Origin of the sequence: Streptacidiphilus alkalitolerans, assembly GCF_042511045.1 — a bacterium.
GTDB classification, from domain to species: domain Bacteria; phylum Actinomycetota; class Actinomycetes; order Streptomycetales; family Streptomycetaceae; genus Streptacidiphilus; species Streptacidiphilus alkalitolerans.
Window position 1 is genome coordinate 414790 of sequence record NZ_JBHEZX010000006.1, and the last position, 25462, is coordinate 440251.

At 71.3% G+C, this 25462-nt stretch carries 25 protein-coding genes, 1 tRNA gene and 1 riboswitch; of the genes, 23 read left to right on the forward strand and 3 right to left on the reverse strand.

What is annotated here, in order from left to right:
* Nucleotides 1–262: 262 nt before the first annotated feature.
* The 15 genes from ACEZDG_RS16985 to ACEZDG_RS17055 all read left to right on the forward strand — a co-directional run bounded on the left by ACEZDG_RS16985 (nucleotide 263) and on the right by ACEZDG_RS17055 (nucleotide 11850).
* Nucleotides 263–535, forward strand: a complete 273-nt coding sequence (locus ACEZDG_RS16985) for a hypothetical protein (protein ID WP_380509634.1) — start codon at nucleotides 263–265, stop codon at nucleotides 533–535.
* A complete protein-coding gene (locus ACEZDG_RS16990) occupies nucleotides 532–786 on the forward strand; it encodes a hypothetical protein (protein WP_380509637.1) in 255 nt (84 codons plus the stop codon). The genes ACEZDG_RS16985 and ACEZDG_RS16990 overlap by 4 nt, the downstream gene beginning before the upstream one ends.
* 73 nt (nucleotides 787–859) lie before the next feature.
* Nucleotides 860–1795, forward strand: a complete 936-nt coding sequence (locus tag ACEZDG_RS16995; protein ID WP_380509640.1) for a DUF2637 domain-containing protein — start codon at nucleotides 860–862, stop codon at nucleotides 1793–1795.
* Nucleotides 1792–2160 (forward strand): RRQRL motif-containing zinc-binding protein, encoded by a 369-nt coding sequence (locus tag ACEZDG_RS17000; RefSeq protein ID WP_380509644.1) that lies wholly within the window; start codon nucleotides 1792–1794, stop codon nucleotides 2158–2160. Before ACEZDG_RS16995 ends, ACEZDG_RS17000 begins: the two co-directional genes overlap by 4 nt.
* A gap of 20 nt (nucleotides 2161–2180) precedes the next feature.
* On the forward strand, nucleotides 2181–2486 hold the full coding sequence (locus ACEZDG_RS17005) for a hypothetical protein (protein ID WP_380509647.1): 306 nt from the start codon (nucleotides 2181–2183) through the stop codon (nucleotides 2484–2486).
* A 94-nt stretch (nucleotides 2487–2580) separates the two neighbouring features.
* Nucleotides 2581–4863 carry an FtsK/SpoIIIE domain-containing protein gene (locus ACEZDG_RS17010; protein ID WP_380509650.1) on the forward strand — a complete coding sequence of 761 codons (2283 nt, stop codon included), beginning with the start codon at nucleotides 2581–2583 and terminating at the stop codon, nucleotides 4861–4863.
* A gap of 267 nt (nucleotides 4864–5130) precedes the next feature.
* The gene (locus ACEZDG_RS17015) at nucleotides 5131–5541 is read left to right on the forward strand and encodes a hypothetical protein (RefSeq protein ID WP_380509653.1); all 411 of its coding nucleotides are present in this window, start codon (nucleotides 5131–5133) and stop codon (nucleotides 5539–5541) included.
* Nucleotides 5542–5557: 16 nt separating this feature from the next.
* Entirely contained in the window at nucleotides 5558–6223 is a 666-nt protein-coding gene (locus tag ACEZDG_RS17020; protein ID WP_380509656.1) for an XF1762 family protein, read from the forward strand.
* A gap of 52 nt (nucleotides 6224–6275) precedes the next feature.
* The gene (locus ACEZDG_RS17025; protein WP_380509658.1) at nucleotides 6276–6518 is read left to right on the forward strand and encodes a hypothetical protein; all 243 of its coding nucleotides are present in this window, start codon (nucleotides 6276–6278) and stop codon (nucleotides 6516–6518) included.
* A gap of 21 nt (nucleotides 6519–6539) precedes the next feature.
* Entirely contained in the window at nucleotides 6540–7028 is a 489-nt protein-coding gene (locus ACEZDG_RS17030; protein ID WP_380509661.1) for a hypothetical protein, read from the forward strand.
* Between the two features lie 32 nt (nucleotides 7029–7060).
* Nucleotides 7061–7276 (forward strand): hypothetical protein, encoded by a 216-nt coding sequence (locus tag ACEZDG_RS17035; RefSeq protein ID WP_380509664.1) that lies wholly within the window; start codon nucleotides 7061–7063, stop codon nucleotides 7274–7276.
* A gap of 165 nt (nucleotides 7277–7441) precedes the next feature.
* Nucleotides 7442–8296: a DNA primase gene (locus ACEZDG_RS17040; protein ID WP_380509833.1), complete on the forward strand. Its 855-nt coding sequence runs from the start codon at nucleotides 7442–7444 to the stop codon at nucleotides 8294–8296.
* A gap of 2 nt (nucleotides 8297–8298) precedes the next feature.
* On the forward strand, nucleotides 8299–9774 hold the full coding sequence (locus ACEZDG_RS17045) for an ATP-binding protein (RefSeq protein WP_380509667.1): 1476 nt from the start codon (nucleotides 8299–8301) through the stop codon (nucleotides 9772–9774).
* A gap of 433 nt (nucleotides 9775–10207) precedes the next feature.
* Nucleotides 10208–10396, forward strand: a complete 189-nt coding sequence (locus ACEZDG_RS17050) for a helix-turn-helix transcriptional regulator (RefSeq protein WP_380509670.1) — start codon at nucleotides 10208–10210, stop codon at nucleotides 10394–10396.
* Between the two features lie 68 nt (nucleotides 10397–10464).
* Entirely contained in the window at nucleotides 10465–11850 is a 1386-nt protein-coding gene (locus tag ACEZDG_RS17055) for a tyrosine-type recombinase/integrase (RefSeq protein WP_380509672.1), read from the forward strand.
* 135 nt (nucleotides 11851–11985) lie between these two features.
* Here ACEZDG_RS17055 and ACEZDG_RS17060 read toward each other — a convergent pair.
* Nucleotides 11986–12074, reverse strand: a tRNA-Ser gene (locus ACEZDG_RS17060).
* 172 nt (nucleotides 12075–12246) lie between these two features.
* Nucleotides 12247–13989, reverse strand: coding sequence for a S1C family serine protease (locus ACEZDG_RS17065; protein ID WP_380509675.1), 1743 nt, complete (start codon nucleotides 13987–13989; stop codon nucleotides 12247–12249).
* A gap of 227 nt (nucleotides 13990–14216) precedes the next feature.
* Nucleotides 14217–14328, forward strand: a riboswitch (TPP riboswitch).
* Here ACEZDG_RS17065 and ACEZDG_RS17070 point away from each other — a divergent pair.
* The 4 genes from ACEZDG_RS17070 (at nucleotide 14325) to ACEZDG_RS17085 (ending at nucleotide 18734) form a co-directional block, all read left to right on the forward strand.
* Nucleotides 14325–15707, forward strand: coding sequence for a purine-cytosine permease family protein (locus tag ACEZDG_RS17070; RefSeq protein ID WP_380509678.1), 1383 nt, complete (start codon nucleotides 14325–14327; stop codon nucleotides 15705–15707). It overlaps the preceding riboswitch by 4 nt.
* 169 nt (nucleotides 15708–15876) lie before the next feature.
* Complete coding sequence (locus ACEZDG_RS17075; protein ID WP_380509681.1) at nucleotides 15877–16692, forward strand: glycerophosphodiester phosphodiesterase; 816 nt, start codon at nucleotides 15877–15879, stop codon at nucleotides 16690–16692.
* Between the two features lie 295 nt (nucleotides 16693–16987).
* Nucleotides 16988–17590, forward strand: coding sequence for an ATP-binding protein (locus tag ACEZDG_RS17080; RefSeq protein WP_380509684.1), 603 nt, complete (start codon nucleotides 16988–16990; stop codon nucleotides 17588–17590).
* A gap of 157 nt (nucleotides 17591–17747) precedes the next feature.
* A complete protein-coding gene (locus ACEZDG_RS17085; protein ID WP_380509687.1) occupies nucleotides 17748–18734 on the forward strand; it encodes a DUF5926 family protein in 987 nt (328 codons plus the stop codon).
* Between the two features lie 223 nt (nucleotides 18735–18957).
* Here the strand turns inward: ACEZDG_RS17085 and ACEZDG_RS17090 are convergent, their stop codons facing one another.
* Nucleotides 18958–19626, reverse strand: a complete 669-nt coding sequence (locus tag ACEZDG_RS17090; RefSeq protein WP_380509690.1) for a bifunctional DNA primase/polymerase — start codon at nucleotides 19624–19626, stop codon at nucleotides 18958–18960.
* A 453-nt stretch (nucleotides 19627–20079) separates the two neighbouring features.
* Here ACEZDG_RS17090 and ACEZDG_RS17095 point away from each other — a divergent pair, with 453 nt between their 5' ends.
* The 4 genes from ACEZDG_RS17095 to ACEZDG_RS17110 all read left to right on the forward strand — a co-directional run bounded on the left by ACEZDG_RS17095 (nucleotide 20080) and on the right by ACEZDG_RS17110 (nucleotide 25425).
* Complete coding sequence (locus ACEZDG_RS17095) at nucleotides 20080–20886, forward strand: glycosyltransferase (protein ID WP_380509693.1); 807 nt, start codon at nucleotides 20080–20082, stop codon at nucleotides 20884–20886.
* Nucleotides 20887–21154: 268 nt separating this feature from the next.
* Nucleotides 21155–22717, forward strand: a complete 1563-nt coding sequence (locus tag ACEZDG_RS17100) for a PP2C family protein-serine/threonine phosphatase (RefSeq protein ID WP_380509696.1) — start codon at nucleotides 21155–21157, stop codon at nucleotides 22715–22717.
* Between the two features lie 153 nt (nucleotides 22718–22870).
* Entirely contained in the window at nucleotides 22871–24358 is a 1488-nt protein-coding gene (locus ACEZDG_RS17105) for an aminopeptidase P family protein (protein ID WP_380509699.1), read from the forward strand.
* Nucleotides 24359–24423: 65 nt separating this feature from the next.
* Nucleotides 24424–25425 (forward strand): helix-turn-helix domain-containing protein, encoded by a 1002-nt coding sequence (locus ACEZDG_RS17110; protein WP_380509702.1) that lies wholly within the window; start codon nucleotides 24424–24426, stop codon nucleotides 25423–25425.
* Nucleotides 25426–25462 lie beyond the last annotated feature (37 nt).

Sequence of the window (25462 nt, forward strand, 5' to 3'; positions counted from 1 at the left end):
CCCGGAAGGAGACAACACGTTTCACCAGCTCTTACAGTCCCTGGCGCGCTCGCCCCTCGGGTGGTGCGTCGGGGGCTGTGGGTCCTGGTGGCCCAGTTCCTCACACAGTGCGGCCCCGGTGCTCGAACACCGGGGCCGCTTTCGCAGGCACCTATAACGGAGGCCCCCGCATGTTCAGCTTGACAGAGGAGGAGCGGCAGGCGCTCTCGGACAAGGTCCGGGACGCCAACCGCCGCAGCGAGACCGGGCGCGGTGGCAAGGGATGAAGAACTTCATCGGCCACAACGAGGCCCGCAGCACCGACGAGTTCATTGAGCTGGCCCTGGGCACCCCGCTGGACCTGTGGCTCGGGGTCGAGGGTGAGAGCGAGGAGGAGCAGGCGGCGCGGCAGGCTGCGGCGCGCGACATCCTGGCCGATGACCCCGACCTGATCGACCGCGTGTCCCACCTGGCCGCCGACCTGCTCGACACGCTTCCCCTGCACCGCCAGCGACCGGCCCGCCGGCCCGCGAACAGGGCGGCGGTGGCGGCATGACCACCACCCCGCAGCGCCTGGACGCGATCCGCGTCCTGGGCGACGACGAGTTCCGCGATGTCCTGGTCATGGACGACGCGGTTGAAAACCTGCTCGGCGAGGTGGACACGCTGCGTGCCGTGGTCCGCTCGCTGGCCGTGCTCCTGCGCAGTACTCGAGACCGCGTCAACCAGGGCCGGGCGCCCGACGTGGCCGGCCTGCACTGCGCCCTCTCGGCGACGGAGGAGATCGTCCGGGGGTGGCAGGCATGAACCCGGCACCGGCGCTTACGGCGCTCACCGGACGCTCACGGCGGCCGGGGCGGTGGTGATGATGAGGGCGCAGATGAGTTCGGACCAGGTCCGGTCGGCCGAGCGTGCGTTGGGTGTGGGGACGTGGACGATCACCGCTGGTGCGGTGCTCTACAGCGTGCTCACGGTCACCCCGCTGATGGCGGGGCACACGCCGGCAGGGTGGCGGTGGACGGCTCCAGTGCTGCCGCTGGTGGTGGACGCGGCGGTGGTGATCGTGGTCCGCCTGGACAACACCCTGGCCCGGCTGGGAGGGCACGGCGGCCGGTGGCCGGTCGTGCTGCGCTGGCTGACGGGCTTGATGACGGTCCTGCTCAACACGGGTCTTTCGGCGTTGGAGCGGGACGGGGTGGGGGTGGCGGTGCACGCGGTCGCGCCGCTGCTGCTGATCGTCACCGCTGAGGCGTCGCTGTCCTACCGGCGCGCGATCACCAGGGCCCTGGACGCACGCCAGGCCGCTGAACGCGAGGAACGGGCCGAGATCGAACGCCGGGCGGAGGAACGCCAGCGCCAGGCCCGGCAGGAGCGCCAAGCCGAGCAGGAGGCAGCCGATCGGCGCGAGCGCGAGCGCCGTGAGTACGAGGCCGCGTTGGTACGTGAGGAGCGCGAGTACCAGGCCCGGTTGCGGCGCGAGGAACGCGAGGAGCAGGCGCGGCGGGAGGCGGCCGAGCGCGCTGAGCGTGAGGGCCGTGAGCGCGAGGCGAGCGAGCGTGAGCGCCGTGAGCGCGAGCGGAGGGAAGAGTTACTGTCCGCTCCAGCGGTGACGGAGCGGGTGCCGGAGGAGCGCGCGCGGGCCACGGTCCACGCTGCCGCGGCGGCCGGAGTTCCGCAACGGCGTGCGGTGGAGCTGACCGGGTGGTCGGCCGGCTGGGTCGCCGCCCGCTACCAGGAGGCCCGTTCCCCGCTGCACTCCGTCCCCGACAGCGCCGCCACGGCAGCAGGGGTGTCCGCCGGCGGGGGCGCGGCGTGAGGTTCTACGACCCCATCGGCAAGCGCTTCGGCGGCACCCCGACCTACCCGTTCCGCCTGGCCCCCGATGGCCTGGCCACCCGCCGCCAGCTACGGGCCAAGGGGCTTCGCCCTGGTGGTCAGGATGTGGCCGCTCAGCTCATGTGGTTCTCCCGGCTCGGACAGGGTCCGCGAGTGGCGTACTTGTACCGCGTTGACCTGGCCAAACCGGTGCGCCCGATGACCGCGGCGAGGTGGGCTGCGCTGGCTGCGGCGATGCTCGCGCGCCGGACCTGCCCGACCTGCCGGCGCGATGCCGGCTACGTCATCCCCCGCTCGCTGGGGACCTGCGTCCCGTGCTCGGAACCTGCGGCCCTGGCTGCCTGACCTCACTTGGAGATACCGCCATGCAGTCCACGATCACCAGCGTTGCCCTGCCGCAGGCGGCCGGGCCGATCGCGCACTTCCTGACCCTGGGCGGGGCCCTGGTGGCCCTGGTCCAGAGTTTTGACCCGGACGCCCACCTCTACAGCGTGCGAGCCAACCCGAAGCACGCCCCGGCCGGCGGATGGCCGGTCTACACCTGGCACTGCCAGGGCTGCTGGGCCGCCCGCTCCGGCGACACCCCGAGCCCGGACCTGGCCGCCATGCGGACCGCCGCCAACGACCACGCCGGCACCTGCCGCGCCGTACCGCAGCCCGACCACCGCTAGTTCTGCCGCCGGGGCACGCCACGCCTGCCAGCAAGAGCCGTGCCCCGGCACCCCTTCCCGCAAGCCCGAAGGACCCACGGACAAGGAACCCCAAGTGAATCACCACCCGATAGGTGACAACGACCCGGAGCGCGAGCTGTTCGCGCGCCTGGAAGCACAGCTCAACTCCTCTGCCATGGGCGGGGAGATCCTGGACCTGGGCAAGGCCCGCGCCGCCCGCACCACACCCCATGACCTGGTGCAGGACTCGGTGTACCAGCCCACCACCACCCCGGGACACGTCCCCACGGTTTCCCCCCGCCGGCTGAGCGAGGGCCGTGCGGCGTGGGTCCGCTCCTCCGGTCGTGCGGTGCGCACGGCGGTGACGCACGACCACACCCGCAAGGCCGCCCGGCTGGTGGCCAGGCACGGCCTGTTCACCTTGTACGGGGGCGGGATCGTGGCCCGCCGCGCGTGGGAGGGCCGCACCGCCTCCCGGTACGAACGCATGATGCGCACGGCTGAGGCCGCAGGCCAGCACGACGTGGCGATGGAGTGGGAGATGCGCGCCGCCGCCTTCCGCTCGGCCCGCCACCAGCGGCGGATGGACCTGGTCATGGCCCCGCAGCGCCTGGCCAAGAGCGCCGTTGCCGGCACCCTGGCCGGCAGCGGCTTCCTGCTGCTGCTCGGTATCGCCCTGGCCATCGCCGAACACAACATCGCTGAAGTCGTCGCGCCGACCATGACGCTGATCGAGGTCGTGCGGTGGATCGTGGTCGTGGCCTCGATCGTGTGGGGCCCGCTGGTGGCGTTCGGCCCCTGGTTCGCCATGCTCGGCCTGTGGAACGTCGGCCGCAAGCGCGGCGCCGCCCCCGCCTGGGCCATGCCCGCCAACCAGCGCAGCACGGACGGGGAGCCGATCACCCCGTCCATCGTGGTCACCTCGCTGCGTGACCTGGGGATTGCCCCGTTGCGGACCGCGATCCGGGACATGGGGGACGCGGGTGCGGGGATGCTGGGGCCGATCCGGATCGCCGGGTGCGGGGTCGAGGTGGACGCCACTCTGCCTTCCGGGGTGTCGACGGAGGAGGTGTTGAAGCGTCGCCGGAAGCTGGCGGAGAACCTGGGGCGTCATGAGCACGAGGTGTTCCTGACGATCCCGCAGGCCGCCCGCACCGTGCGGATGTGGATCGCCGACTCCGGCGCACTCGATGAGCCCATCGGCCCGTCCGCGCTGGTCACGGACCCGGAGATGGTGGCGGACCTGCACGGCGGTAGGGCCCCGTGGGGCCAGGACCTGCGCGGGGACCTGGTCCTGCTGTCCCTGTGGCAGCGCCACCTGCTCATCACCGGTCTGTCCAACCAGGGCAAGACCGCCTCCCTTCGCGCCCTGGCCCTGTGGGCGGCCATGGACCCTTCCGTTGAGCTGCGGATCGGGGACCTGAAGGGTGTAGGCGACTGGGCCATGTTCCAGGGCCTGGCCACCCTGCTCATCCAGGGCCCCACCGACGAGGACGTCATCGCCATCACGGAAATGCTCGAAGAGCTGGTGGCCGAGATGGAACGGCGAATCGCGCTGCTCAAGGCATCGGGGGCCACGGACGGCATCACCCCGGAGATGTCCCGCAAGGACCCCCGGTTCCGGCCGATCATCGCGGTAGTGGATGAAGCGCAGGCCGCGTTCATGTGCCCGGCCAAGGGCGAGGACGGGCGCCCCTACGGCGGCACCAAGGCCACCAGCCGCTACTTCATGGCCGTCCGCAAGATCCACAACCAGGGTCGTGCACTGAACATCACCCTGTGGGAGGGGACGCAGGACCCGACGAACGAGAACCTGCCCAAGCTGGTGCGCGAGGGCGCGCACATCCGCGCCTCGCTGGTCGTGGGCACGGAAGAGCAGGCGCGGATGGCCATCGGGGACAAGGCCGTGGACGGTGGGGCCGCGCCGCACAAGCTGCGGCAGGGCCTGGACAAGGGCACCGTGGTCGTGGCCGGCGACGGGGTCAAGCTCGCCCCCGGGCAGGCCGCCACCACGATCCGCACCAACTTCATCGCCGGTCAGGACGCCACCGCCATCGCCGACCGCATCAAGAGCCGCCGCGAGACGGTCACCACCCTGACCGCCGTGCAGGACACGGTGCAGGTGGACCCGTTGGCGGACATCGCCGCTGTGCTGGACGAAGGACCGCGCACCCGCACCCAGGTCGTGCTCCTGCGCCTGGCCCAGCACAACCCCGGGGTCTACGGGCAGTGGGCGTTCCCCGACCTCAAGCAGGTGCTCGAAGCCTGCGGGGCGGCGCCGCACAAGTCGGACGGGCAGATGGTCATCGCCCGCGCCAAGGTCCTCGAAGCCCTCGCCCAGCGCACCACCGACACCGCGAACGGTGACTTTGAGTAAAGGGAGGCCGTCAGGGAGGCAGGGAGTTGTCCCTCCCCGCCTCCCTGGCCCCCATCCCTGCCCTGATCAGTAACGACACATGATCAGGGAGGCAGGGAGGCACGGTCTCTGACCTGCCAGAACGCCCCGCAGGGCCCCTGTCCTGGGACACCCCTGCCTCCCTCCCTGCACAAAGAGTGACCAACCGGCGCGTGCTGCGGCCTCGCCGCCGGGAAGGCCCCGCACCGCCCCGCCAATCAGCACTGACTACCTGTCAGGAGAGTTTCCGTGTACCCGCAGCCCGCAGAACAGCCCACCGTTCCGGCCGTGCACTTCACCCCGGACGGCCACCCCTACTACGCCCCCGCCCCGGCCGCGCCGCTGGTGACCTACCAGCCCACCCCCGCGCCGCTCCCCGTGTACCAGCCCGCGTACCTGGCCACCGCCCCGCACGCCGTGCAGCAGCAGCCTGCTGGGTACAGCGCGGCCCGGGACCCGTGGGTGGCCCGGCTGTTCGCCGGCGGCATCGGCATCGGCGCCGCCGGCGTCGGGGTCGGGTTCCTGCTCCAGGCCCTGACCGCCGCCACCGCCGGACTGGCCGCACTCGCCGCCGTCCTCGCCCTGGTCTGGCTGCTCAGCCACAGCAGCGGCGGCGGACGCGGTTCGGTCAACGTCCGCGTCAGCAACCGCAACCGCTGATCAGAGCAGCCCACTGATGTCGGCTGCACCTGGTCAGCAACGGCTGACCGTTATCCCGCTGGTCCTCGCGGATGCCTGTGCCGTGGTGGACCGCTACCACCGCCACCACCGCCGCCCGCAGGGTCACCGCTTCTCCCTGGGCGTTCTGGGCGAGGACGGGGCCCTGCACGGCGCAGCCATCATCGGGCGCCCTGTCGCCCGGGCCTTGGATACCGGGTGGCAGGTTGAGGTCACTCGGGTGGCCACGGACGGCACGCCGAACGCGTGTTCAGCTCTGTACGGGGCAGCTGCGCGGGTGGCGACCGCGGCAGGGTTCCAACGCGTTTTGACCTACACCCAAGACGGCGAGTCTGGTGCGAGTTTGCGTGGTGCTGGGTGGACGCAGGTAGCCGTTCTTCGGCCCCGTACCGGGTGGGATACGCCCTCGCGGCACCGGGCGGACCGCGGCACGGACGGGGTGGCCCGCATCCTGTGGGAACGCGCCTGCCGCAACGCCCCAGCATTGCCACCGCTGCACGCTTTGCGTGACGAAATCCGTGACGTAATGCGGTGCCTGGAGTGCCCCAATCCCATCTCTGTACCCACCGGGCCGGGACGTCCCTCGCGCTACTGCTCACCAGCGTGCCGGCAACGCAGTTACCGATCCCGTCAACGCGCAGCACGCGACGGAACAGCGGCATGAGGAGATGACCGCCAACGCCGGCCCCCCTCGCTGCCGCCACGCTAGCCCGGACATGGTGCCCAACCATGAGCAGCCCGGCATCCGGATCTATGCCCCCACCTGGTACGGAGCTCCACCGCCGGAAGCCGACTACGTATGCAGGTGCGGACGCTCGGAGACCGCGTTCGGCCAGGCCGCCTGCCGGTCCCTGATCGACCGGTTCCACACCGACCACGACGCCCACATGGCCATGTCCTACACCGAACTCCACGCCATGAACCTGGCGGCCCGTTCCCCGCTCGCCAAGGCCGCCTGACCAGCAGAAGGAAGAAGTCCCATGATCCTGCCCCACGGCCCCTACTTCACCGCTGTCATGACGGCCCTGGTCGGCACTGCCGACCCGGCCGAGTCGTGGGCGGCCTACGACAGCGACAACGGCGAGACCATGCTCATGGAGATCGTCATTTACCTGGAGCGCGAGCGGGCCGCCGCTGCCGGCTTCACGCGCGGCGTGCTCCTCTACTGGGACCAGGTCACCGGCTGGCAGTGGTGCAGTTGCGACTCCACCGGCGGCGGCTCTGACGTCCACGGCCTGGTCGGGGGCGACGTCCCCACCCCCGACAGTGTCGCCCACGCCGCCGCCCTGCTGCTCGATCCCCGCACCCGCGCCACCGCCCTGCCCGCCCCCGGCACCGAGACCCCCGACGCCCCCGCCATCGCGCTGAACGCGGCCCTGACCGCCGCCCTCGATGAGGACGACCCCGCCACCGTCCGGCGCCTGGCCCACTACACCCGCACCTCGGGACCGGGCACCACGCCCGCCTGACCACCCACCACCGCCGACGAAGGACATAGCGGATGACCACCCGCCGACCCCGCCCCGACCGACCCGCGCCCCTGCCCGGAACCGCCCACCTGCGACTGGTGACCGGCGACCCGGATACCGAGGAGAAGGTGCTGAACGTCCTGCGCGCCTACTTCACGATCACCGAGCCCGCCCACTACCCCGGCGGACGCGCCTACCTCCAACTCGACACCCGTACCCCGCACCCGACCCACCCCGAAGCCGACTGACCCCCGGCCCACCACAGCAAGCCCCAACTTGCCTTCCTTGAAAGACAGTTGAAGCGAGAGAGGGGCCTGGCGGCCCCTCTCTCGCCGTGAAGGGAGCGGCACCCTATGAAAGTAGGCACCGATCGCCCTGCGGCCGTCCTGGCGGCCCCCGAGGGCTACCAGGGCATGTTTTCACCCCGCTCCGGCCTCGTTTCCCTGGCGGTGCGCCTGGCCTGCGGTGGTGTGCCGGTGCTGCCGTTGCGGGTCGGGAAGGTGCCGTTCGGCAACTGCCGCACGTGCGCCGGCTACGCCTGCGGCGGCAGGCCGAACATGAAGACCGCAGGCCCCTGCCACTGCTCCGCCCCGTGCCACGGCTGGGCCGCAGCCACCACCGATACCCATACCCTGACCTCGGCCGCATGGGCACGGGCATGGGCGCAGGCCGCCGCCGTGGCCTACCACCCCGGCGGCGCTGGGCTGACCGTCGTGGACCTGGACACCCCCGATGCGGTGGGCTGGGCCCGGCAGCACCTTCCGCCCACCCGGACCGTGCCCACCACCCGCGGGCAGCACTGGATCTACCGGGGTTCGATGCGCTCCGCCAACGCGGTCCGCCCCGGCGTAGACATCAAATCCCTTATGGCCTACGCCCGTTGGCTCGGTCCCGGTACCGGGCCCCTGGCCGACCTCCCGCAGCCGGTCCGGGCACTGGTCGCCGTGAAGACACAGCCCGCAGGCCGGTCGGCACCGCAGGCCATCACCATACCCACGCCCACCGGGGCCCCAGTGTGCCGGCACTGGACGCCCGCCTACCTGGAACGGGGCATCACCATGGCCGTGCAGCGCATCAGCGAGGCACGCAGCGCGGTGCACGCCACGGTCTACGCCACGTTCCTGGCCGTGCTGTCCACGCACGGGCGATGCGGCTGCCTGACCGACACCCACGCCCAACAGCTCTTCGCCGCAGCGCAGGCCAAGGGCGAAACGCCCCGGCACTGCGCCGACGCCTGGGCCAACGCGCTGACCGAATTGGGGATGTGACCATGACCGAAGAGGACAAAGACCCGGCCCGGCAGGTCATCGCCGACTACGCGCAGCAGTTCTTCCGATACTTCCGGACCGCTGACGGAACCGTGTACGCGCAGAAGAACGGGCACCCTGTGGCCCGGCCGATCCGCTCGCAGGGCACCACGGGCAGCCACCGGCAGGAACTCATGGTCGGCCTGTTCCACGACGGCCACGGCGTCTTCAACGGCACCGCTTTGAAGGAGGCGCTGGACCTGATCGAAGCCCTGGCCTTGAGCGAGCACGTGCAGCCCGTGCACATCCGCGTGGCCCCCGGCCTGGACGGGGCGACCTGGCTAGACCTGGGGCGCGACGACGGGCAGTCGGTGCGCATCCACCCCACCGGGTGGACCGTCCTGACACCCGACCCCGCAGAGGTGTGCTGGCGGCGCACCCAACTCACCGGGGAACTGCCCATGCCGGCCAAGGACACCGACGGCAAGGGCATCGACCTGCTCATGCGGCTGTGCAACTTCGCCAACGCCGACACCGAGTCCCTGGCCATCGCCTGGCTCATCGGCTGCCTCGGACCCACCGTCCCCGTCCCCGCACCGTTCCTGACCGGGCCGCAGGGGGCGGGCAAGTCCACCGCCGGCCGGATGCTGGTGCGGATCATCGAGGGCATGAGCGGAGACCTGCGCCGGGCCCCGAAGGACGAGGAGAACCTGATCTCCGCTGTGGCCGCCGGGTGGATCACGGCCCTGGACAACCTGTCCCACCTGAACCCTGATCTGTCCGACCTGATGTGCTGCATCGTCACTGGAGCCGAGACCATCAAACGCGCCCTGTTCACCGACGGAGACGTCCACCGCTCCCGCTACCGCCGCCCCCTGCTCCTAACCGGCATCGACGTCGGAGTCATCCGCCCCGACCTCGCCGAACGCCTCCTCCCGCTCCGACTCGAACGCCCCCGCATCCGACGCACCGAAGCCGAACTGTGGGTGGAGTTCGAGGAAGCCCTCCCCGTCATCCTCGGCTCCCTGCTCGACTTCACCGTCAAGGTCCGCGCGGCCGAAGCAGAAACGCCGACCGACCTGCGCATGGCCGACTTCGCCCACCTGTGCGCCCAACTCGACACCGCCACCGGACTGGCCACGCTCAACGCCTACCGGACCAGCCTGGACGACCTCAACGACGACGTGATCGAGGGGGACCTGCTCGCACAGATCGTCCTTCGGCATGCCGCCACCCTCGCCGCCGGCGCGGAGGTGCGGATGACGTCCTCCGAATGGCTGCACTGCCTGACCGGCCTCTACGCCGGGGACGAATGCCGCCCGTTGCCCAAGGGATGGCCCACCACCGGAAAGGTCCTCTCCGACCGCCTCAAACGCCTCCAACCGACCCTGACCGCCCGAAACGTCCTCATCGACTGGGGCCGCGACAGCGGGGCCCGCTACATCTCCATGGCCCGGCCGCACACACCACCGCCGCACCAACAGGACCCCCTCGCCTGACCGGCGCACCGTCAAGGAAGACAAGAGGAGCACCCGCCCCGCCGCGCCAGCGGTGCTCCTCTTGTATTCCCTAAGCGCGAGCTGACCCCATCCCGACGCCAATCAGATCCCCTCTCTTTTTCCTAAGAGAGGGAAGCCTGCGTCACTGCGTCACCAGACGCCGAAAAGCGACCCCTGACCTGCTGCAACGGGCATGACGCAGACGGATTTCTCTGCGTCATTCTGCGTCACCTGCGTCACGCCGTGACGCAGCCTGCGTCACAGGATGACGCAGACAAAAACCTCTGCGTCACCCAAACCCGCAGGTCAACACCTCGAATGACGCAGATGACGCTGTGACGCAGAAATCCCCACCTCAGACAGGCGCGCCCCGGACCGCCCGTTCGGAGCACGCCAGTCCAATACCCATCGTTCACACCCAAGGAGCCCTTCCGTGTCTCGCCCCCAGATGCTCAAGTTGCCCGAGGTTCTGATCGAGATCGACATGAGCCGCGCTGCCTTTTATCGGATGCGCGCCCGGGGCCAGGCCCCGCGTATCCACAAGCTGCCCAACGGCCACCTGCGGGTGCGTCGTTCCGACCTGGACGCCTGGTGGCAGTCCTGCGAAACCGGGGCTGCCTGACTTACCGTCATTCCACCGTAAGAGCCCCCGGGTGTACCCGGGGGCCCTTCCTTCTGCGAGGACGCGCCTTGCTCACCTTTGACGTGCGAATCAACGAGATCCGTGAGAGGCCCGGCCGACCGAAGCCCTATGAGCTGCGGTGGACGGTCGGTATCCAGAGACATTCCAAGAGTTACGCAACGAAAACACTCGCGCAGGGGCGGGAAGCCGAACTGCGCACGGCCATGCGCAAAGGCGAACAGTTCGACGCCGAAACCGGCGTACCCGCATCAGAGCTGCGTCTCAAAGACCAGAGCACATGGTTCGAACACGCCAGGAAGTACGCTGAGATGAAGTGGAAACGATCATCCGCGAAGAGCAGGGGCACCAGGGCGGATGCGCTCGCCATGGTCACCCCCGCATTGGTGACGGATCGAAAGGGTGCCCCGCCGGCCCGGGTACTTCGCAGGGCCTTGACCGGCTGGGCATTCAATTTCTCGGGGAGGACGCCCCCACCTCCGGAACAGATCGCGGCGGCCCTCGAATGGTTGGAGCGCAAGTCTGTCCCTATGGCGCAACTGGAAGAGCCGGACGTCCTGCGGGCCGGACTGGAAGCTCTGACATTGCAGCTCAACGGCGCACAAGCCGCCGCGACCACCATCCGCCGCAAGCGGATGGTCCTGAACAACTGCCTGCGCTACGGCATCGAGCGCCGCCAGCTCACGGCCAATCCACTTCAGTTCATCGACTGGTCGCCCCCGGAGACGGATGACGAGATCGATTGGCGGTACGTGCCGAGTCCGCAGCAGTCGAAAGCGCTGATCGCGGCAGCCCGCACCGTGGGTCCGCGAGGGCGTCACCTGGCTGCATTCTTCGCCTGCATGTACTACGCGGGCATGCGGCCGGCAGAAGTGATGGACCTGCGTAAGAAGGACTGCACCCTGCCGGAATCCGGGTGGGGGCGACTTCTGCTCGCGGGTAGCTCTCCCCGAGCGGGCTCCACCTGGACGGACGACGGCAGGTCACACGACGAGAAGGGCCTTAAACGGCGTGCCCGTAAGGCCACCAGGGATGTACCCATTCCCCCGGTCCTGGTGGCAATCCTCCGGGAGCATCTGGAGACCTACGGCACTGGTCTTGGAGGGCGTCTGTTCCAGGCTTCGGAAGGGGGCGTAGTGCAGACGAAGGACTACTCGAACGTCTGGAAGCTGGCCCGCGCGGTGGCGCTCTCCGAGGAACAGGTGGCAACGCCGCTTGCAGAGGTGCCCTACGCCGCTCGGAAGGCGGGCATCACGCTGTGGCTCGTCTCCGGGGTCGATCCCACGGAGGTGGCCCGACGTGCCGGGCATAGCGTCGCTGTCCTTTACCGGTTCTACGCCAAGGTTTTGGACGGCAAGCGCGAGCAGGCGAACAGCAAGATTGAGCAGGCCCTGAACGATGCGGCCGACGACGATTCCGTGTCACCCACCGTGTAGCGATCCTGGCCCCGGTCTGGCCCCGACACGCTGGTCAGGACCGGTACACAGGTGAGACACAGTGGGATGGAAATCGAACAGGGCGGTCGCTGGGATGACCCCATCGACCGCCCTGACCAGCTCGTTCGCTACCTGCGGAGAGCGAGGGATTCGAACCCTCGGTCGCGGTTCCCCGCGACGACAGTTTTCAAGACTGTTCCCTTAGGCCGCTCGGGCAGCTCTCCTTGCACGGGCCCTCTGGTGGTGAGATCCGCGCTCAGGGATCTTCTCATGAGTCGGGGCCGGTTTGGGAAGCGATTGGCCCCGTACGGCGTGGGGCTGGTGCCGTACGGGGCCGGGGGAGCCGTGCTGGGCTCCCGGGGGAGGAGACCGGGGCCCGGGTTACCGCTGCTGCTGCTACTGGTCGCCGACGCGGGAGCCCAGGGTGACGCTGGTGGTGTGGGTCTTGCCGTCGCGGGTGTAGGTGACGCTGACTACGTCGCCCGGGTGGTGCGACCAGATCTCGCTGACCAGGGTGGGGCCACTGTCGATCTGGACGCCGCCGAGCTCGGTGATGATGTCGCCCGGCTTGAGGCCGGCCTTGTCCGCGGGACCGCCGGCGGTGATCGCCGGGGTGCCCTGGACCGGGGCGGCGGCGATCTTGGCGCCGGTGCCCTGGTAGCTGTCGTCGCGCAGCACACCGATGATCGGGTACGTCGGCTTGCCGGTCTTGATCAGCTGCTGGGCGACCCACTGGGCCTGGTTGATCGGGATCGCGAAGCCGAGGCCGATGCTGCCGGACTGGCCGCCGGTGTCGCTGTTCTGACCGGTCGACTGGATCGCCGAGTCGATGCCGATGACCTGCCCGGAGGAGTTCATCAGCGGACCGCCGGAGTTGCCCGGGTTGATCGACGCGTCGGTCTGCAGCGCGTTCATGTACGAGGTCTGCGCGCCGGTCTCATCGCCCGAGGCGACGGGGCGGTTCTTGGCGCTGATGATGCCGGAGGTGACCGTGCCGGAGAGGCCGAACGGGGCGCCGATGGCGATGGTGGTGTCGCCGACCGCGACCGCGTCGGAGTTGCCGAGCGCCAGCGGGACCAGCGGCTTCTTCGGGGTGCCGTCGATCTTGATCACCGCGACGTCGTAGCCGGAGGCGCGGCCGACGATGGTCGCCGGGTAGCTGGTGCCGTCGGAGAACTTCACCGACAGCTTGCCGCCGTTGTCCGAGGGCGCGACGACGTGGTTGTTGGTCAGGATGTGCCCGTCGGTGTCGAAGACGAACCCGGTGCCGGTGCCGGACTCCTGCGAGTTGCTCGCGGAGATGGTCACCACGCTCGGCAGCGCCTTGGCGGCGATTCCGGCGATGCTGTCGGGCGCCCGGCTGAGCGCCTTCGGGTCCACAGTGGTGGACACGACGGTGGAGCCGTCCGAGCTGTTGTGGGTCTCCAACGCGGCACCGATGCCGCCGCCGATGCCGCCCGCGACCAGCGCGGTCGCGGCGAGCAGCGCGATCAGGCCGCCGCGGCGCTTCTTGCGCGGCGGGGTGGTGCCGTAGGGAGCGTAAGGGCCCTCGCCGGAGGGCGGGTAGTCCCCACCGGCATAGCTGCCGTACGGCGGGGGCTGGTGCGGGGGCTGCTGGGCGCCGTACACCGGCGGCTGCTGCGGGTACGCCGGGGCGTCCGCCGGGTAGGCGGGAGCGTGCTCGGGGTACGCGGCCTGGGCCGGCGCGGGCGGGAAGTCAGGTGCGGACCCGGATCCGGACGCGGACACAGGCGCGGTTGCCGGTGCCGGCTCGGACGTGAACGCCGGCGCGGGCTCGGGCGCGGGCTCGGACACGGGCGCCGACGGGACGGTGGGGTTCTCGTACCCGCCCTCGGCCGCCGGTGCCGCGACCGCTGCGGGTGCGACCGGGGCGGGGACCGGGGCCGGAACGCCGGCGTCGGCCGGGGCCGGGGCGGCCGGCTGGGGCTGTACGACCGGTGGCGGGAATCCCGCGAGCGTCGGGTCGACCGGCGGTGAGACCGGCTGGACGACGGTGTCGTCCGCGGCGTCAGTCGGCACGGCGCGCTCCTGCGCGTAGGGGGACGGCCCTGCCGCTGCCCCGTCGACGGGGGCGGGCTGCTGCGACCCGGCGTACCCGCCCTCGTGCTCGGTACTCACGAATGACCTCCTCCTGTGGGACTGGCGTCCCATAGCATTGCCCACCCGTTGTCAGGGCATCGTAAGGGTCAGCCATGCGCTAATTCCCCTGACCGCATCTATAGCGCATGCATGTGAGAGCTTCCTTAGCCGCCCCACAGCTTCACTCATCCACGGTTCAGCCCAGCCTCATCCAAGGCGCGGACGGGACCTTGGCCTGCTGCTGGGCAGGCCCTACGATGTCGATCGAACACATACGCGGGAGCTTGGACCATTCCAGGCTGAGAGGGCGCCGAACGGGGTGCCGACCGCTTGAACCTGACCGGGTAATGCCGGCGTAGGGAGCTGAAAGCATCATGACGTCCGTTTCGCCGTCCCCTTCTCCTACCCCTGTCCTGGAACAGGGGACACCGGGGCTTCGGGCCGAGGCCCCACTCATTCTGGACACCGAACCGCCGCGCACGCTCGGGTTCCGCGACCAGGCGGCCTTCTGGACCAACCTCGGTGTCAGCCTGATCGGCTTCCAGAGCGCCGCGACCGTCCTGGTGGTCAACGGGAAGAACCTCTCCATCCCGGCCGCGCTCACCGCGGTCGTCGTGGGCACGGTGATCGGCTCGGTGATGCTGGGCGTCGCCGCCGTGATCGGGACCAGGGCGGGCGCGCCCGCGATGGCGATCCTGCGCGGACTGTTCGGCACCAGGCTGTCCTACCTGCCGACCGTGCTGAACATCGTCCAGTGCCTGGGCTGGGGCGTGTTCGAGCTGACCGTGATCGCGATGGGTGCGAACGCGCTCTTCGACGGCGGCCCGCACTGGCTGTACGTCCTGGCCGCCGGGGCGCTGACGACGGCGATGACGATCCGTCCGCTGGGTTCCATCGCCGTGCTGCGCAAGTACGTGGCGGTCGCGGTCGGGATCGCCATGCTGTTCTTCACGGTGGAACTGCTGCGCCGCGGGGTGCCGTCCCCCAAGGACGGCAGCTGGTCCGGCTTCCTGCCGGCCGTGGACGCGGTGATCGCGGTCTCCATCTCCTTCGTGCCGCTGGCCGCCGACTACACCCGGCACGCGAAGAGCACCCGCAGTTCCTTCTGGGGCGCGTTCAGCGGGTACACGGTCTCCCAGGTCTGGTGCTACGTGGTGGGGCTGATGGCGCTGCTCCAGGTGGGCGGCGACGCCGACAAGATCTTCACCACCTTCATGGGCATCACCGCGGGCTGGGTGTTCTTCGCCGTCCTGGTGCTGCGGGAGGCGGACCAGTCCTTCGCCAACGTGTACTCGACCGCGATGTCGGTGCAGAACCTCTTCCCGAGGATCGACCGGCGGATCCTGACCGTCGCCCTGGGCGCGCTGGTGACCGGACTCGCGCTGCTGGTCACCGACTTCAGCGGGTACGAGGCGTTCCTCGGCCTGATCGGGGCGGTGTTCGTGCCGCTGTCCGCGGTGCTGGCGGTGGACTTCTTCTTCGGAGCGGGGCGACGGGAGGGGGGCTGGGACCTGTCGGAGAGTGCGCCTACGCGTTGGCTGACGCTGCTGCCTTGGGCGGTGGGTTTTGTGGTCTACCAGCTGATCTATCCGGCGGAGCTCACCGGCTGGGCGAGCTGGTGGCCGACGTTCTGGACGCATGCGCAGAACGCGCTGCACTTCCAGCCGCAGGTGTGGACGTCGGCGTCGCTGTTCTCCTTCGTCGTCCCAGCGCTGCTCACCTGGGCCCTGACACCGCTGCTCCGCAAGGGTCACTGAGCGGGGGCCGCGGGGGCCGGAGCGCGGGGGGCGGGGCGCGGGGCGGGCGGCCGGAACGGTGCCAGCCAGCCGGCCGAGGCGGTGGCGCCCGGCGGCGTTTACCGGACACCTGGTCAGTGTTCACCTGGGGCAACCGGGGTGCGGGCGGCGCACGATTTATCGTGGTCCCGTGTCCAACGTTCGACTCACCCCGGTTGTCCTCCCCAACCGCCAGGCCACTCGTGTCGTCGCCCACCGGGGCGCCTCCGGCACCTTCGCCGAGCACACCCTCGCGGCCTACAAGCTGGCCATCGACCAGGGCGCCGACGCCCTGGAGTGCGATGTCCGGCTCACCGCCGACGGCCATCTGGTCTGTGTGCACGACCGCAAGGTGGACCGGACGTCCAACGGCCGGGGCGTGGTGTCGACGCTGGAGCTGGCCCAGCTCTCCGAACTGGACTTCGGCTCCTGGAAGGGCGACCCGGTCGACTGGGCCGACGAGGAGCACACCGCCGTCCTCACCCTGGAGCGGCTGCTCGAGCTCGCCACCGGTTCCAGCCGCAGGGTCGAGCTGGCCATCGAGACCAAGCACCCCACCCGTTACGCGGGCCTCGTGGAGCGCAAACTCCTCGAACTGCTGCACCGATTCGATCTGGTCACCCCGAGCAGCGGCGAGCGCTCCCCGGTGCGGATCATGAGCTTCTCCCAGCTGTCGCTGCGCCGGGTGCGGGAGCTGGCGCCCGCCGTCCCCACCGTCTTCCTGACCGAGCGGGTCCCGCTGCGCTTCCGGGACGGCAGCCTGCCCTACGGGGCGAGGATCGCCGGCCCCGGCATCGACCTGGTCCGGGAGAACCCCGGCTACGTGGCCGCGCTGCACCGCGCCGGGCACCGGGTGCACGTCTGGACGGTGGACGATCCCGAGGACGTGGAGCTGTGCCTGCGGCTGGGCGTCGAGGCCATCATCACCAATCATCCACGCCAGGTACTTGACCAGCTGGGGCGTTAGTACCGACGATACGAACACCGGGAGAGCGCGTTCTCGTCGATGGTCGACGGGCGTACGCGGGCGCAGGAACAGGCGCGGGAACCGCGCATGGAAATGGCCGAAAAATCCCCGCTCCGCCATTCTTCACTGCCTTTGATAAACCCTCAGTGACGACATGGCTACGCATAGTGAAATGAGTACCGAGGGTTCTGTTTGCCACGTCAAGAAGGCTTGTTGCGGTCCTTCTATTCTCGTTTCCGCTGTGCTCGCACCGGGCATCCACACCCTGGTTGACAGCTGAGGAGGAGGTCCGGGGGTGGCGCTGGTGGTAGCGCGAGATGTGCCGACTTCTTCGGCGACCATGGCGGTGCCCCATGGTCCAGAAAGTGTGAGCGCTGCACGGCGTCGGCTTCGCAAGGACCTCGCCGGGCAGCAGGTACCGGATGTCGTCATCGAGGATGCCGTCCTCATACTCTCCGAACTCCTGAGCAATGCCTGTCGGCATGCCAGGCCGCTGGAGCCGCTGCAGGTCCCGGCCCCGATCCTGGAACTGGTGTCGACACCGGCTCCGGCCCCGGCCTCGAGTCAGGCCCCGGCATCAGCCACGGCACCGGCCCCGGATCAGCAGGACGGCAGCTATCCCGACGACGGCCGGGTGGTCGTCGGCTGGGAGCTGCACAGCGACGGGCTGCTGACGGTCGAGGTCACCGACGGCGGCGGCCCGACCCGCCCCCGCCGGGGCAGCCCTTCGCTGACCGCGCGCGGCGGACGCGGCCTGGGCATCGTCGGACAGCTGGCCAGCGACTGGGGGGTACGGGACGCGCCGGGCGAGGTGACGGTGTGGGCGGTGCTGCCGGTACGGGCCCGCCACGCACGGCGTGGGGACAGTGAGCACAACGGCGCCCAGAGCGCCGTCTGAGCCGAGGCCACCGCCGAGGCCACCGCACACCGCCACCGGCCACCACCTGGGGCCGCGGAAACCGCAGGGGTCGTACACGACCGGACGCGACCTGGCCCCGGCACCACTAGGCTCGGGGCGGAAAGTTGTGAGCCGCCCCACCGGGAGAATCCGCACCATGGCCAAGAAGCCCGCGAAGAAGGCGCCCGCCCGCGCCCAGTCCACCGCCGCCGCCACCGGGGAGATCCCGGTCGTCGGCGCACGCGAAGCGTGCCCCTGTGGTTCGGGCCGCCGCTACAAGGCGTGCCACGGTCGCGAAGCCTCGCACGCCGTACAGGAACTGGTGGCGCGTCCGTTCGAGGGGCTGCCCGGCGAGGGTGACTGGGTCGCGCTGCGCGAGCTGGTCCCGGCGGCCACGGTGCCGCTGACGCTGACCGCGGAGGCCCTGGCCGGGGCGGTCGGCGAGGTCCCCTCGGTGACCCTGGCGACCGTGCTGCCGATGGCCTGGCCGGCCCTGCGCCGCCAGGACGGCAGCGTGCTGCTGGGCCTGCAGACCCAGAGCTCCTCCGGCGACATCAGCAAGGACCTGGCGGACGCGCTGGTCCAGGCGCTGGCCGCGGAGCCGGGCACCCCCGTCCCGCCGCGCCGTCCGGCGGCCGAGACCCCTCGGCTGCAGGACCTGCTGGACACCTCGGCGGCGTTCGCGCCGACCGTGCACACCGGTTTCGAGTACTGGCTGGAGGACGCGGATTCGGCCACCGGTGAGGTCGCCGCCTCGCTGGAGGCCGCCAACGCCGAGGTCATCCCGACGGTCCGGCTGGGCTCGGTGGACACCGCCTACTGGTGCTCGGTGCCGGACCGGAACCACCTGCGCTGGGTGATGCCGCACGCCGAGGAGCCGCTGCTGGACGCGCTGGCGCGGCTGGCCGCGGCCGACGAGGCCGGCCTGGGCGAGGGCACCAAGCTGGTCGGCTCCTTCCGTGCGCACGGGCTGACCGTGCCGGTGTGGGACCTCCCCTCGGAGATGACGGCGGACGACTGCGAGAAGCCCGCGGCGGCCTTCGTCGAGCGGCTGGCCGGCGCGCTGGCGCAGGACGCGCCCCTCAGCGCGGACGAGCGCCGGGCGCGCGCGGGCCTGGTGAACCGTCAGGTCACACTGGGCTGACCGGCTTTTCTTTACGCATCGTTTTCACTTCAGCACATTCCGTTACACATTTCAGTGATATGCGTCACAACACCCTCTGAAGGGGCGCATTCAGTGCCTTCCGCACTGTCGTGGGAATTTGCTTGCGCGGGAAAACTTGTTACGGTTTAAACAGCTCAGTCGCTGGTGCATCCCCCGTCGCCAGCGGCTGAGCCTTCACTTTTCCCGGACGTTCCGCCGGGTTTCAGTACGCCAGCCGTGCACCGTCCGGCACGGCGGCACTCGCGGCGACCAGGGCGCCCATCAGTTCACCGATCCCGGGCAGCCAGGGCGCAGTTGACCCACCGTCCGACATGCCGTCCGACACCCCGTCCGGCAGTCCGTCCAGCAGTCCGCCCGGCGCCTGCGGTGCTTCCGGCACCGGCTCGCGGGCCCAGCGCACCCCGCCCGCACCGGTCCTGGACGGCGGCAGCACCACGTAGCCGCCGGTGCCGTGGTAGCGCAGGCTGGTCGGCACCCAGTCCTGGGCGATCAGCAGTTCGGCCAGTTCCTGCATCGTGTACGGCGCCACCAGCAGCACGTACCGGCTCGGCGTCGCGATCACCGGACCGGTCCTGATCCGCAGGGTGTCGAAGTAGTCGAGCACCCGCACCCCGGCCGCCGCCGGCAGACTGACCGCGGACACCCGCCCGCCGGTCGCGACCAGCACCGGCGCGTCCGGACGGCGTCCCCACCACCAGCGCACCATCCGCGGGTCGGTGGTCGCGGCGAGCAGCGACGGGTCGTACGGATGCGCCCCCGGGGTCGGGCAGTCGGGGCGTGGGCACAGGCAGCCGTCCCGGCCCGCGGCGGCGCCCGGCAGCACCGGCCAGTCCCAGTCGACGGCGCAGGTCAGAGCGGTGGCAAGCAACATCGGCCGCTCCCGGCGCAGGGTGCTCCGGGAGGGACGGGGGAGACCGGGCGGCTGCCGCCAGGGGAGGAGTCGCGAACGGAGGGAGGTGGTGCGGACCCCGCGCATGAGCACTCGTTCCTTTCCGTGAGCCAGTCAAGGATCGGTACGTGACCTCGCGCAAAAAGAAGCGCACCACGCCCGACGCGTTGTGCGGTACCTGGCGAGGGGGTGGCGCAGGGTGGCGATTGACCTGCCGTCCCTACCAGGCTTGTACCCCGGAAGCCGGGGGATCCCCCAGTATTTCCAGCGCCGTTTCCAGCGTCACCCATCGTTCGGATCGACGCAGCGGAACGGGTGGTGGTTCCACCGTTCGGGTCAGCGGCGGCGGGCCGCGGACGACTGGCGGACCGTCAGGACCGGTTGGCATGTCCGGAACGGCCCGCACCGGGGCGTCGGTACTCGTACGATCCGGGGATGGATGCGCAGCGGGAGCCGGCCAGCAATGGCGCCGCCGGCGAGCGGGACGACCGGGACAGCCGGGACGGTCAAGAAGGTCGGGAAGAACCACTGGCGGCCGGGGCCCCCGGGGCCGCTGACACGCCGTCGGCTGTCGCGGTGGTGATCCCGGCCCACAACGAGGCGTCGCGGATCGCCCTCACCGTGCTGGCCGCGCGCCGGCTGCCCGGGGTGGACCTGGTGGTGGTGGTCGACGCGGCCTCGACCGACTCCACGGCGCGGGTCGCCGAGGAGTCCGGCGCGGTGGTGGTCCGGCTCGGCGGCAAGGTCGGCCGGACCGCGGCCCTGCTGCGCGGGATCGGCCAGGTCGCCGATGTCGACCTGCCCGGCACCGCGCCCAGGCACCTGCTGCTGCTGGACGCCGACCTGCAGCAGAGCGCCGGCGAGGCGGTCCGGCTGCTGGACCCGGTGCTCGCCGGGAAGGCCGACCTGGTGCTGGCCGGGGCCGAGCCGCGGGAGGCGTCGGCGGCGCGCGGCGCGTCCCGGTTCGCCCGCCGGGGCATCGTCCGGGCCACCGGCTTCACCGCCACCCGTCCGCTCGCCGCGGAACTGTGTCTGACCAGGGCGGCCTTCAGCGCCGCCGAGCCGCTGTCCGAGGGATCCGGGGCCGGCCCCGGTCTGATCATCGACCTGCTGCGGCAGGGGTTCCGGGTGGTGGAGATCCCCGTCCCCTGGGACCACCGGGCCAGCCGCAGCGGACTCCGGGCCCGGCTGCGCGAGGCACGCAGACGGCGCGAGGTGCGCCGGGCGCTGGCGTCGCGCTGACCCGGTGTCAGCAACAGCCTGAAAACGAACTGGGGAGCGATCACAATCAGTGACGTTTTTCGGCCAGGCAATCGGGCAATGACACCAATCATCCGACAGCCCGCAGTTCTGGACATCACCCGATCGGTATGTGTAGAAGTGAGTCATTAATTGCCGTATGGCATGACATGGGGGTGCAGAATGCCTGGTCCCGCACAAACGACGCAATCATCCCCGCGTGCCAACCGCTCACTCCGCGTTACCCCACTCGGTGCGAAGGGCGTACGACATGGCTGAGTCCCCCTCACCCCGCGCCGGCCAAACCCTCGACGGGCAGCCCCTCGAAGGGCAGCCCCTCGGCTTTCCCAGCCCGGCTGCCCCGCCGCAGCCCGCGCCCGTACGCGGTGTACCGCAGTCGGCGGACGGCGACCCGGCGGCCGACCTGACGGCCGATCCGCTCGCCGATCCGCTCGCCGACCAGCAGAGCGGTCCGCACGGCGGCCCGCAGACCGGCCGCGCCGACGACCCGCTGACCGACCTCACCCTGCTCTACGAGCTCACCGAGCGCCTCACCGCCGCCACCGACCTGGAGGAGGCGCTGCACGGAGTGCTCCAGGCCGGGGCCGCCATCCTCGGCGCCCAGCGCGGAATGCTGCTGCTCACCTCCAACGCCGATCCGCACACCCCCGCCTTCGGAACCGTCGACTCCCCCGGCACCACCCTCGGCTTCGGCCTGGACCGACCGGCCCTGGGCGCGCTGGAGACCGTGCCCCGGGACAGCGGCCCGTACGCCGGACTGCTGCTCGGCGAGAGCGCGGTGCACCACCCGGGACCGATCGGCGAAGCCCACGGGGCGGCCGTCGGTCCGGCCGCCGGATCGACCCCCGGTTCGGCCGTCGGGGCCCGGTTCCGCGAGGTGGCCGCGCACCTGGGCATCAGCGGCTCCTACGCACTGCCGCTGACCAGCCCCGACGCGGGCGGCGAGCCCTTCGGGGCGGCCGTCTGGTTCTACGACGCCCCCGCCGCGCCCAGTGAGCACGCGCAGCGGCTGGCCGGGCTCTACTGCTCCGCCGCGTCCCGGCTGATCACCAAGGAGATCGAACGGGACCGGCTCCGCCGTACCGCCGACACCCTGCGCCGCGGCCTGCTGCCGGACCGGCTCCCCCGGGTGCCCGGGATCGCGCTGGCCGCCCGCTGCCTGCCCGCGGGGCTCGACCTCTCCGCGGGCAGCGACTGGTACGACGCGCTGGCGCTGCCCGACGGCAGCCTCGCCCTCAGCGTCGGCAGCGTCACCGGCGGCGGGCCCGACTGCGCCGCCGCGATGGGCCGGATCCGGGCCGCGCTGCGTGCCTACGCGGTGCTGGAGGGGGAGGACCCGGTGGCGGTCCTCGGCGACCTCGAACTGCTGCTCAAGGCCACCGAACCGGCCCGCACCGCGACCGCGCTCTACGTCTACGTCGACCCCCGCAGCCGGCAGTTGTCGCTGGCCGGGGCGGGACAGTGCCCGCCGCTGCTGGTCACCTCCTTCGGCGCCAGCTTCGTGGAGACCTCGCTGTCCGCGCCGCTGGGGATGCTCAGCTGCTGGGAGGCACCCGGGGTGGAGCTCCGGGCCGACCGCGGCGACCTGCTGCTGCTCTACACCGAGGGGCTGGCCCGTCGCTGCGGCCGGTCGCTGCACTCCGGGCAGGCCCGGCTGCGGTCCGCCGCCGCCGCGGCGCCGCGCGAGGTGCGGCAGGACCCGGAACGTTTCTGCGCCCATCTGCTCAGCAGCTGCCTGGGCGGCTCGGACCAGCAGAGCGAGACCGGGACCCGCGCCGACGACATCGTGCTGCTCGCGGCCCGTTTCGAGTAGCACCGGCGGCAGTGCGCGGGAGCGCCGAGCAGCGCCGGGGAGGGCCCGGGCCCTCCCGTTCACCCGTTCGTTGGCTCTAGGATTGTAGGGACCGCCCACCCGTCTCACCCCTGACGCGCCGGGGCGGTCCCGTACGACGTGGAGGCGACACAGGTGAACGACGCGACCGAGGCAGCAGCGGAAGCAGCAGGGACCGAGGAGGCCGAGGCGACCCCGATCAAGGCCCGTAAGAACGGTCTCTATCCGGCCCTCTCGGACGAGCTCGCCGAGGTCATGAAGTCCGGCTGGGCCGACACCGAACGGCGCGACCTCGCTCCCGCCGAGCAGTCCGCCTACGCGGCCAAGCGCCGCGCCGCGCTGTCCGCGCGCTTCCCCGGCGACCGGCTGGTGATCCCGGCCGGGAGCCTGAAGACCCGCGCCAACGACACCGAGTACCCCTTCCGCGCCTCCAGCGAGTACGTCCACCTCACCGGCGACCAGACCCAGGACGCGGTCCTGGTGCTGGAGCCGCGCGGCGACGGCGGGCACGACGCCACCGCCTACCTGCTGCCGCGCTCCGACCGTGGGAACGGCGAGTTCTGGCTGGACGGCCAGGGGGAGCTGTGGGTCGGCCGCCGGCACAGCCTGGCCGAGGCCGAGGCGCTGCTCGGCCTGGCCACCCGGGACGTCCGCAAGGCCGCCGACGAGCTGGCGCTGGCCGCCGACGAGCGGCCGGCACCCACCCGGATCGTCCGCTCCTACGACGCCGGCCTGGAAGCCGTGCTGGCCGAGCACACCACCCGGCACGGCGACGAGGAGCTGCGGGTCTTCCTCAGCGAACTGCGCCTGGTCAAGGACGAGTGGGAGGTCGGCCAGCTGCAGGCCGCCTGCGACGCCACCACCAAGGGCTTCACCGACGTGGTCCGCGAGCTGGCCCAGGCCGTGGCCAGCTCCGAGCGCTGGATCGAGGGCACCTTCTACCGCCGCGCCCGGGTCGAGGGCAACGACATCGGCTACGGCTCGATCTGCGCGGCCGGACCGCACGCCACCACGCTGCACTGGGTCCGCAACGACGGCGAGGTCCGCCCCGGCGAACTGCTGCTACTGGACGCCGGCGTGGAGACGCACACCCTCTACACCGCGGACGTCACCCGCACCCTGCCCATCGACGGCAGCTTCAACGCGCTGCAGCGCAGGATCTACGACGCGGTCTACGACGCCCAGGAGGCCGGCATCGCCGCGGTGCGGCCCGGCGCGCGCTACCGCGACTTCCACGAGGCGGCGCAGCAGGTGCTGACCGAGCGGCTGGTCGAGTGGGGCCTGGTCGAGGGCCCGGTCGAGCGGGTGCTGGAACTGGGGCTGCAGCGCCGCTGGACCCTGCACGGCACCGGCCACATGCTCGGCCTGGACGTCCACGACTGCGCCCAGGCGCGCACCGAGGCGTATGTGGACTGCGAGTTGGAGGCGGGCATGGTGCTGACCGTCGAGCCCGGTCTCTACTTCCAGGCCGACGACCTGACCGTGCCCGAGGAGTACCGCGGCATCGGGGTCCGGATCGAGGACGACATCCTGGTCACCGCCGACGGCAGCCGCAACCTCTCGGCCGCGCTGCCGCGCAGCGCGAGCGAGGTCGAGGCGTGGATGGCGGGGCTGACCGGCTGACCCGGCGGTCGGGCCGCATGGGCCGGCCGGTTGGCGGAAAATCCCTCGCTCGCTAGGATCCGGCCATGCTGACCATCACCTCGCGGCCCCCCGACCAGGACGCGCACACCGTCGCGGTCCTCGCCTTCGACGGCATGGCGCCGTTCGAACTCGGGGTGGTCGTCGAGGTGTTCGGGCTGCACCGGCCCGAACTGGGCGACCTCCCCTGGTACCGGCTGCTGGTCTGCGCCGAACGCCCGGGACGGGACCTGCGGGTGGTCGGCGGCTTCAGCGTCAAGGCCGAACACGGGCTGGACGCGCTGGCCGCCGCCGACACCGTGATCGTCCCCGGGGTGGCCGACACCGGCGGGCAGGTGCCGCCGGCGGTGGTGGCCGCGCTGCGGGCGGCGCACGCGCGCGGGGCGCGGCTGGTGTCGATCTGCTCGGGCGCGTTCGCGCTGGCCGCGACCGGCCTGCTGGACGGGCAGCGGGCCACCACGCACTGGCGCTACGCCCCGCTGCTCGCGGAGCGGTACCCGCGGGTGCGGGTGGACCCGGACGTCCTCTATGTCGACAACGGACGGGTGCTGACCAGCGCGGGCAGCGCGGCCGGCATCGACCTCTGCCTCTACCTGGTGCGCCGCGACCACGGCGCGACGGTGGCCAACACCGTCGCCCGCCGCTTCGTCGTCCCGACCCACCGCGAGGGCGGGCAGGCGCAGTACATCGAGGCGGCGGTGCGGCCGGTGGCCGAGGAGGACGACGGGATCGCCCGCAGCATGGCCTGGGCGCTGGACCGGCTGGCCGGTCCGCTGACCGTCCCGGCGCTGGCCAGGGCGGCCCGGATGTCGGAGCGCTCGTACCTGCGGCACTTCACCCGGCGCAACGGGACCAGCCCGATCCGCTGGGTGATCGCCCAGCGGATCGCGGCCAGCCTGCCGCTGCTGGAGGCCGGCGACGGGACGGTGGAGGAGGTCGCGGCGGCGGTGGGCTTCGACAGCCCGGCCACCTACCGGCACCACTTCGCCCGGGCGATGCGGACCACCCCGACCGCCTACCGCCGCGCCTTCACCTGCCGGGCCGCCTGACGGATCGCCAGGCCGACCCTCGGGCCGACCCTCGGGC

Bases quoted from the DNA above. Each gene is read 5' to 3' on its own strand.
- ACEZDG_RS16985 (WP_380509634.1), top strand. From the start codon at position 263: ATGAAGAACTTCATCGGCCACAACGAGGCCCGCAGCACCGACGAGTTC.
- ACEZDG_RS16990 (WP_380509637.1), top strand. From the start codon at position 532: ATGACCACCACCCCGCAGCGCCTGGACGCGATCCGCGTCCTGGGCGAC.
- ACEZDG_RS16995 (WP_380509640.1), top strand. From the start codon at position 860: ATGAGTTCGGACCAGGTCCGGTCGGCCGAGCGTGCGTTGGGTGTGGGG.
- ACEZDG_RS17005 (WP_380509647.1), top strand. From the start codon at position 2,181: ATGCAGTCCACGATCACCAGCGTTGCCCTGCCGCAGGCGGCCGGGCCG.
- ACEZDG_RS17020 (WP_380509656.1), top strand. From the start codon at position 5,558: ATGTCGGCTGCACCTGGTCAGCAACGGCTGACCGTTATCCCGCTGGTC.
- ACEZDG_RS17025 (WP_380509658.1), top strand. From the start codon at position 6,276: ATGGTGCCCAACCATGAGCAGCCCGGCATCCGGATCTATGCCCCCACC.
- ACEZDG_RS17030 (WP_380509661.1), top strand. From the start codon at position 6,540: ATGATCCTGCCCCACGGCCCCTACTTCACCGCTGTCATGACGGCCCTG.
- ACEZDG_RS17035 (WP_380509664.1), top strand. From the start codon at position 7,061: ATGACCACCCGCCGACCCCGCCCCGACCGACCCGCGCCCCTGCCCGGA.
- ACEZDG_RS17040 (WP_380509833.1), top strand. From the start codon at position 7,442: ATGTTTTCACCCCGCTCCGGCCTCGTTTCCCTGGCGGTGCGCCTGGCC.
- ACEZDG_RS17045 (WP_380509667.1), top strand. From the start codon at position 8,299: ATGACCGAAGAGGACAAAGACCCGGCCCGGCAGGTCATCGCCGACTAC.
- ACEZDG_RS17070 (WP_380509678.1), top strand. From the start codon at position 14,325: ATGACGTCCGTTTCGCCGTCCCCTTCTCCTACCCCTGTCCTGGAACAG.
- ACEZDG_RS17085 (WP_380509687.1), top strand. From the start codon at position 17,748: ATGGCCAAGAAGCCCGCGAAGAAGGCGCCCGCCCGCGCCCAGTCCACC.
- ACEZDG_RS17090 (WP_380509690.1), bottom strand. From the start codon at position 19,626: ATGTTGCTTGCCACCGCTCTGACCTGCGCCGTCGACTGGGACTGGCCG.
- ACEZDG_RS17095 (WP_380509693.1), top strand. From the start codon at position 20,080: ATGGATGCGCAGCGGGAGCCGGCCAGCAATGGCGCCGCCGGCGAGCGG.
- ACEZDG_RS17100 (WP_380509696.1), top strand. From the start codon at position 21,155: ATGGCTGAGTCCCCCTCACCCCGCGCCGGCCAAACCCTCGACGGGCAG.
- ACEZDG_RS17110 (WP_380509702.1), top strand. From the start codon at position 24,424: ATGCTGACCATCACCTCGCGGCCCCCCGACCAGGACGCGCACACCGTC.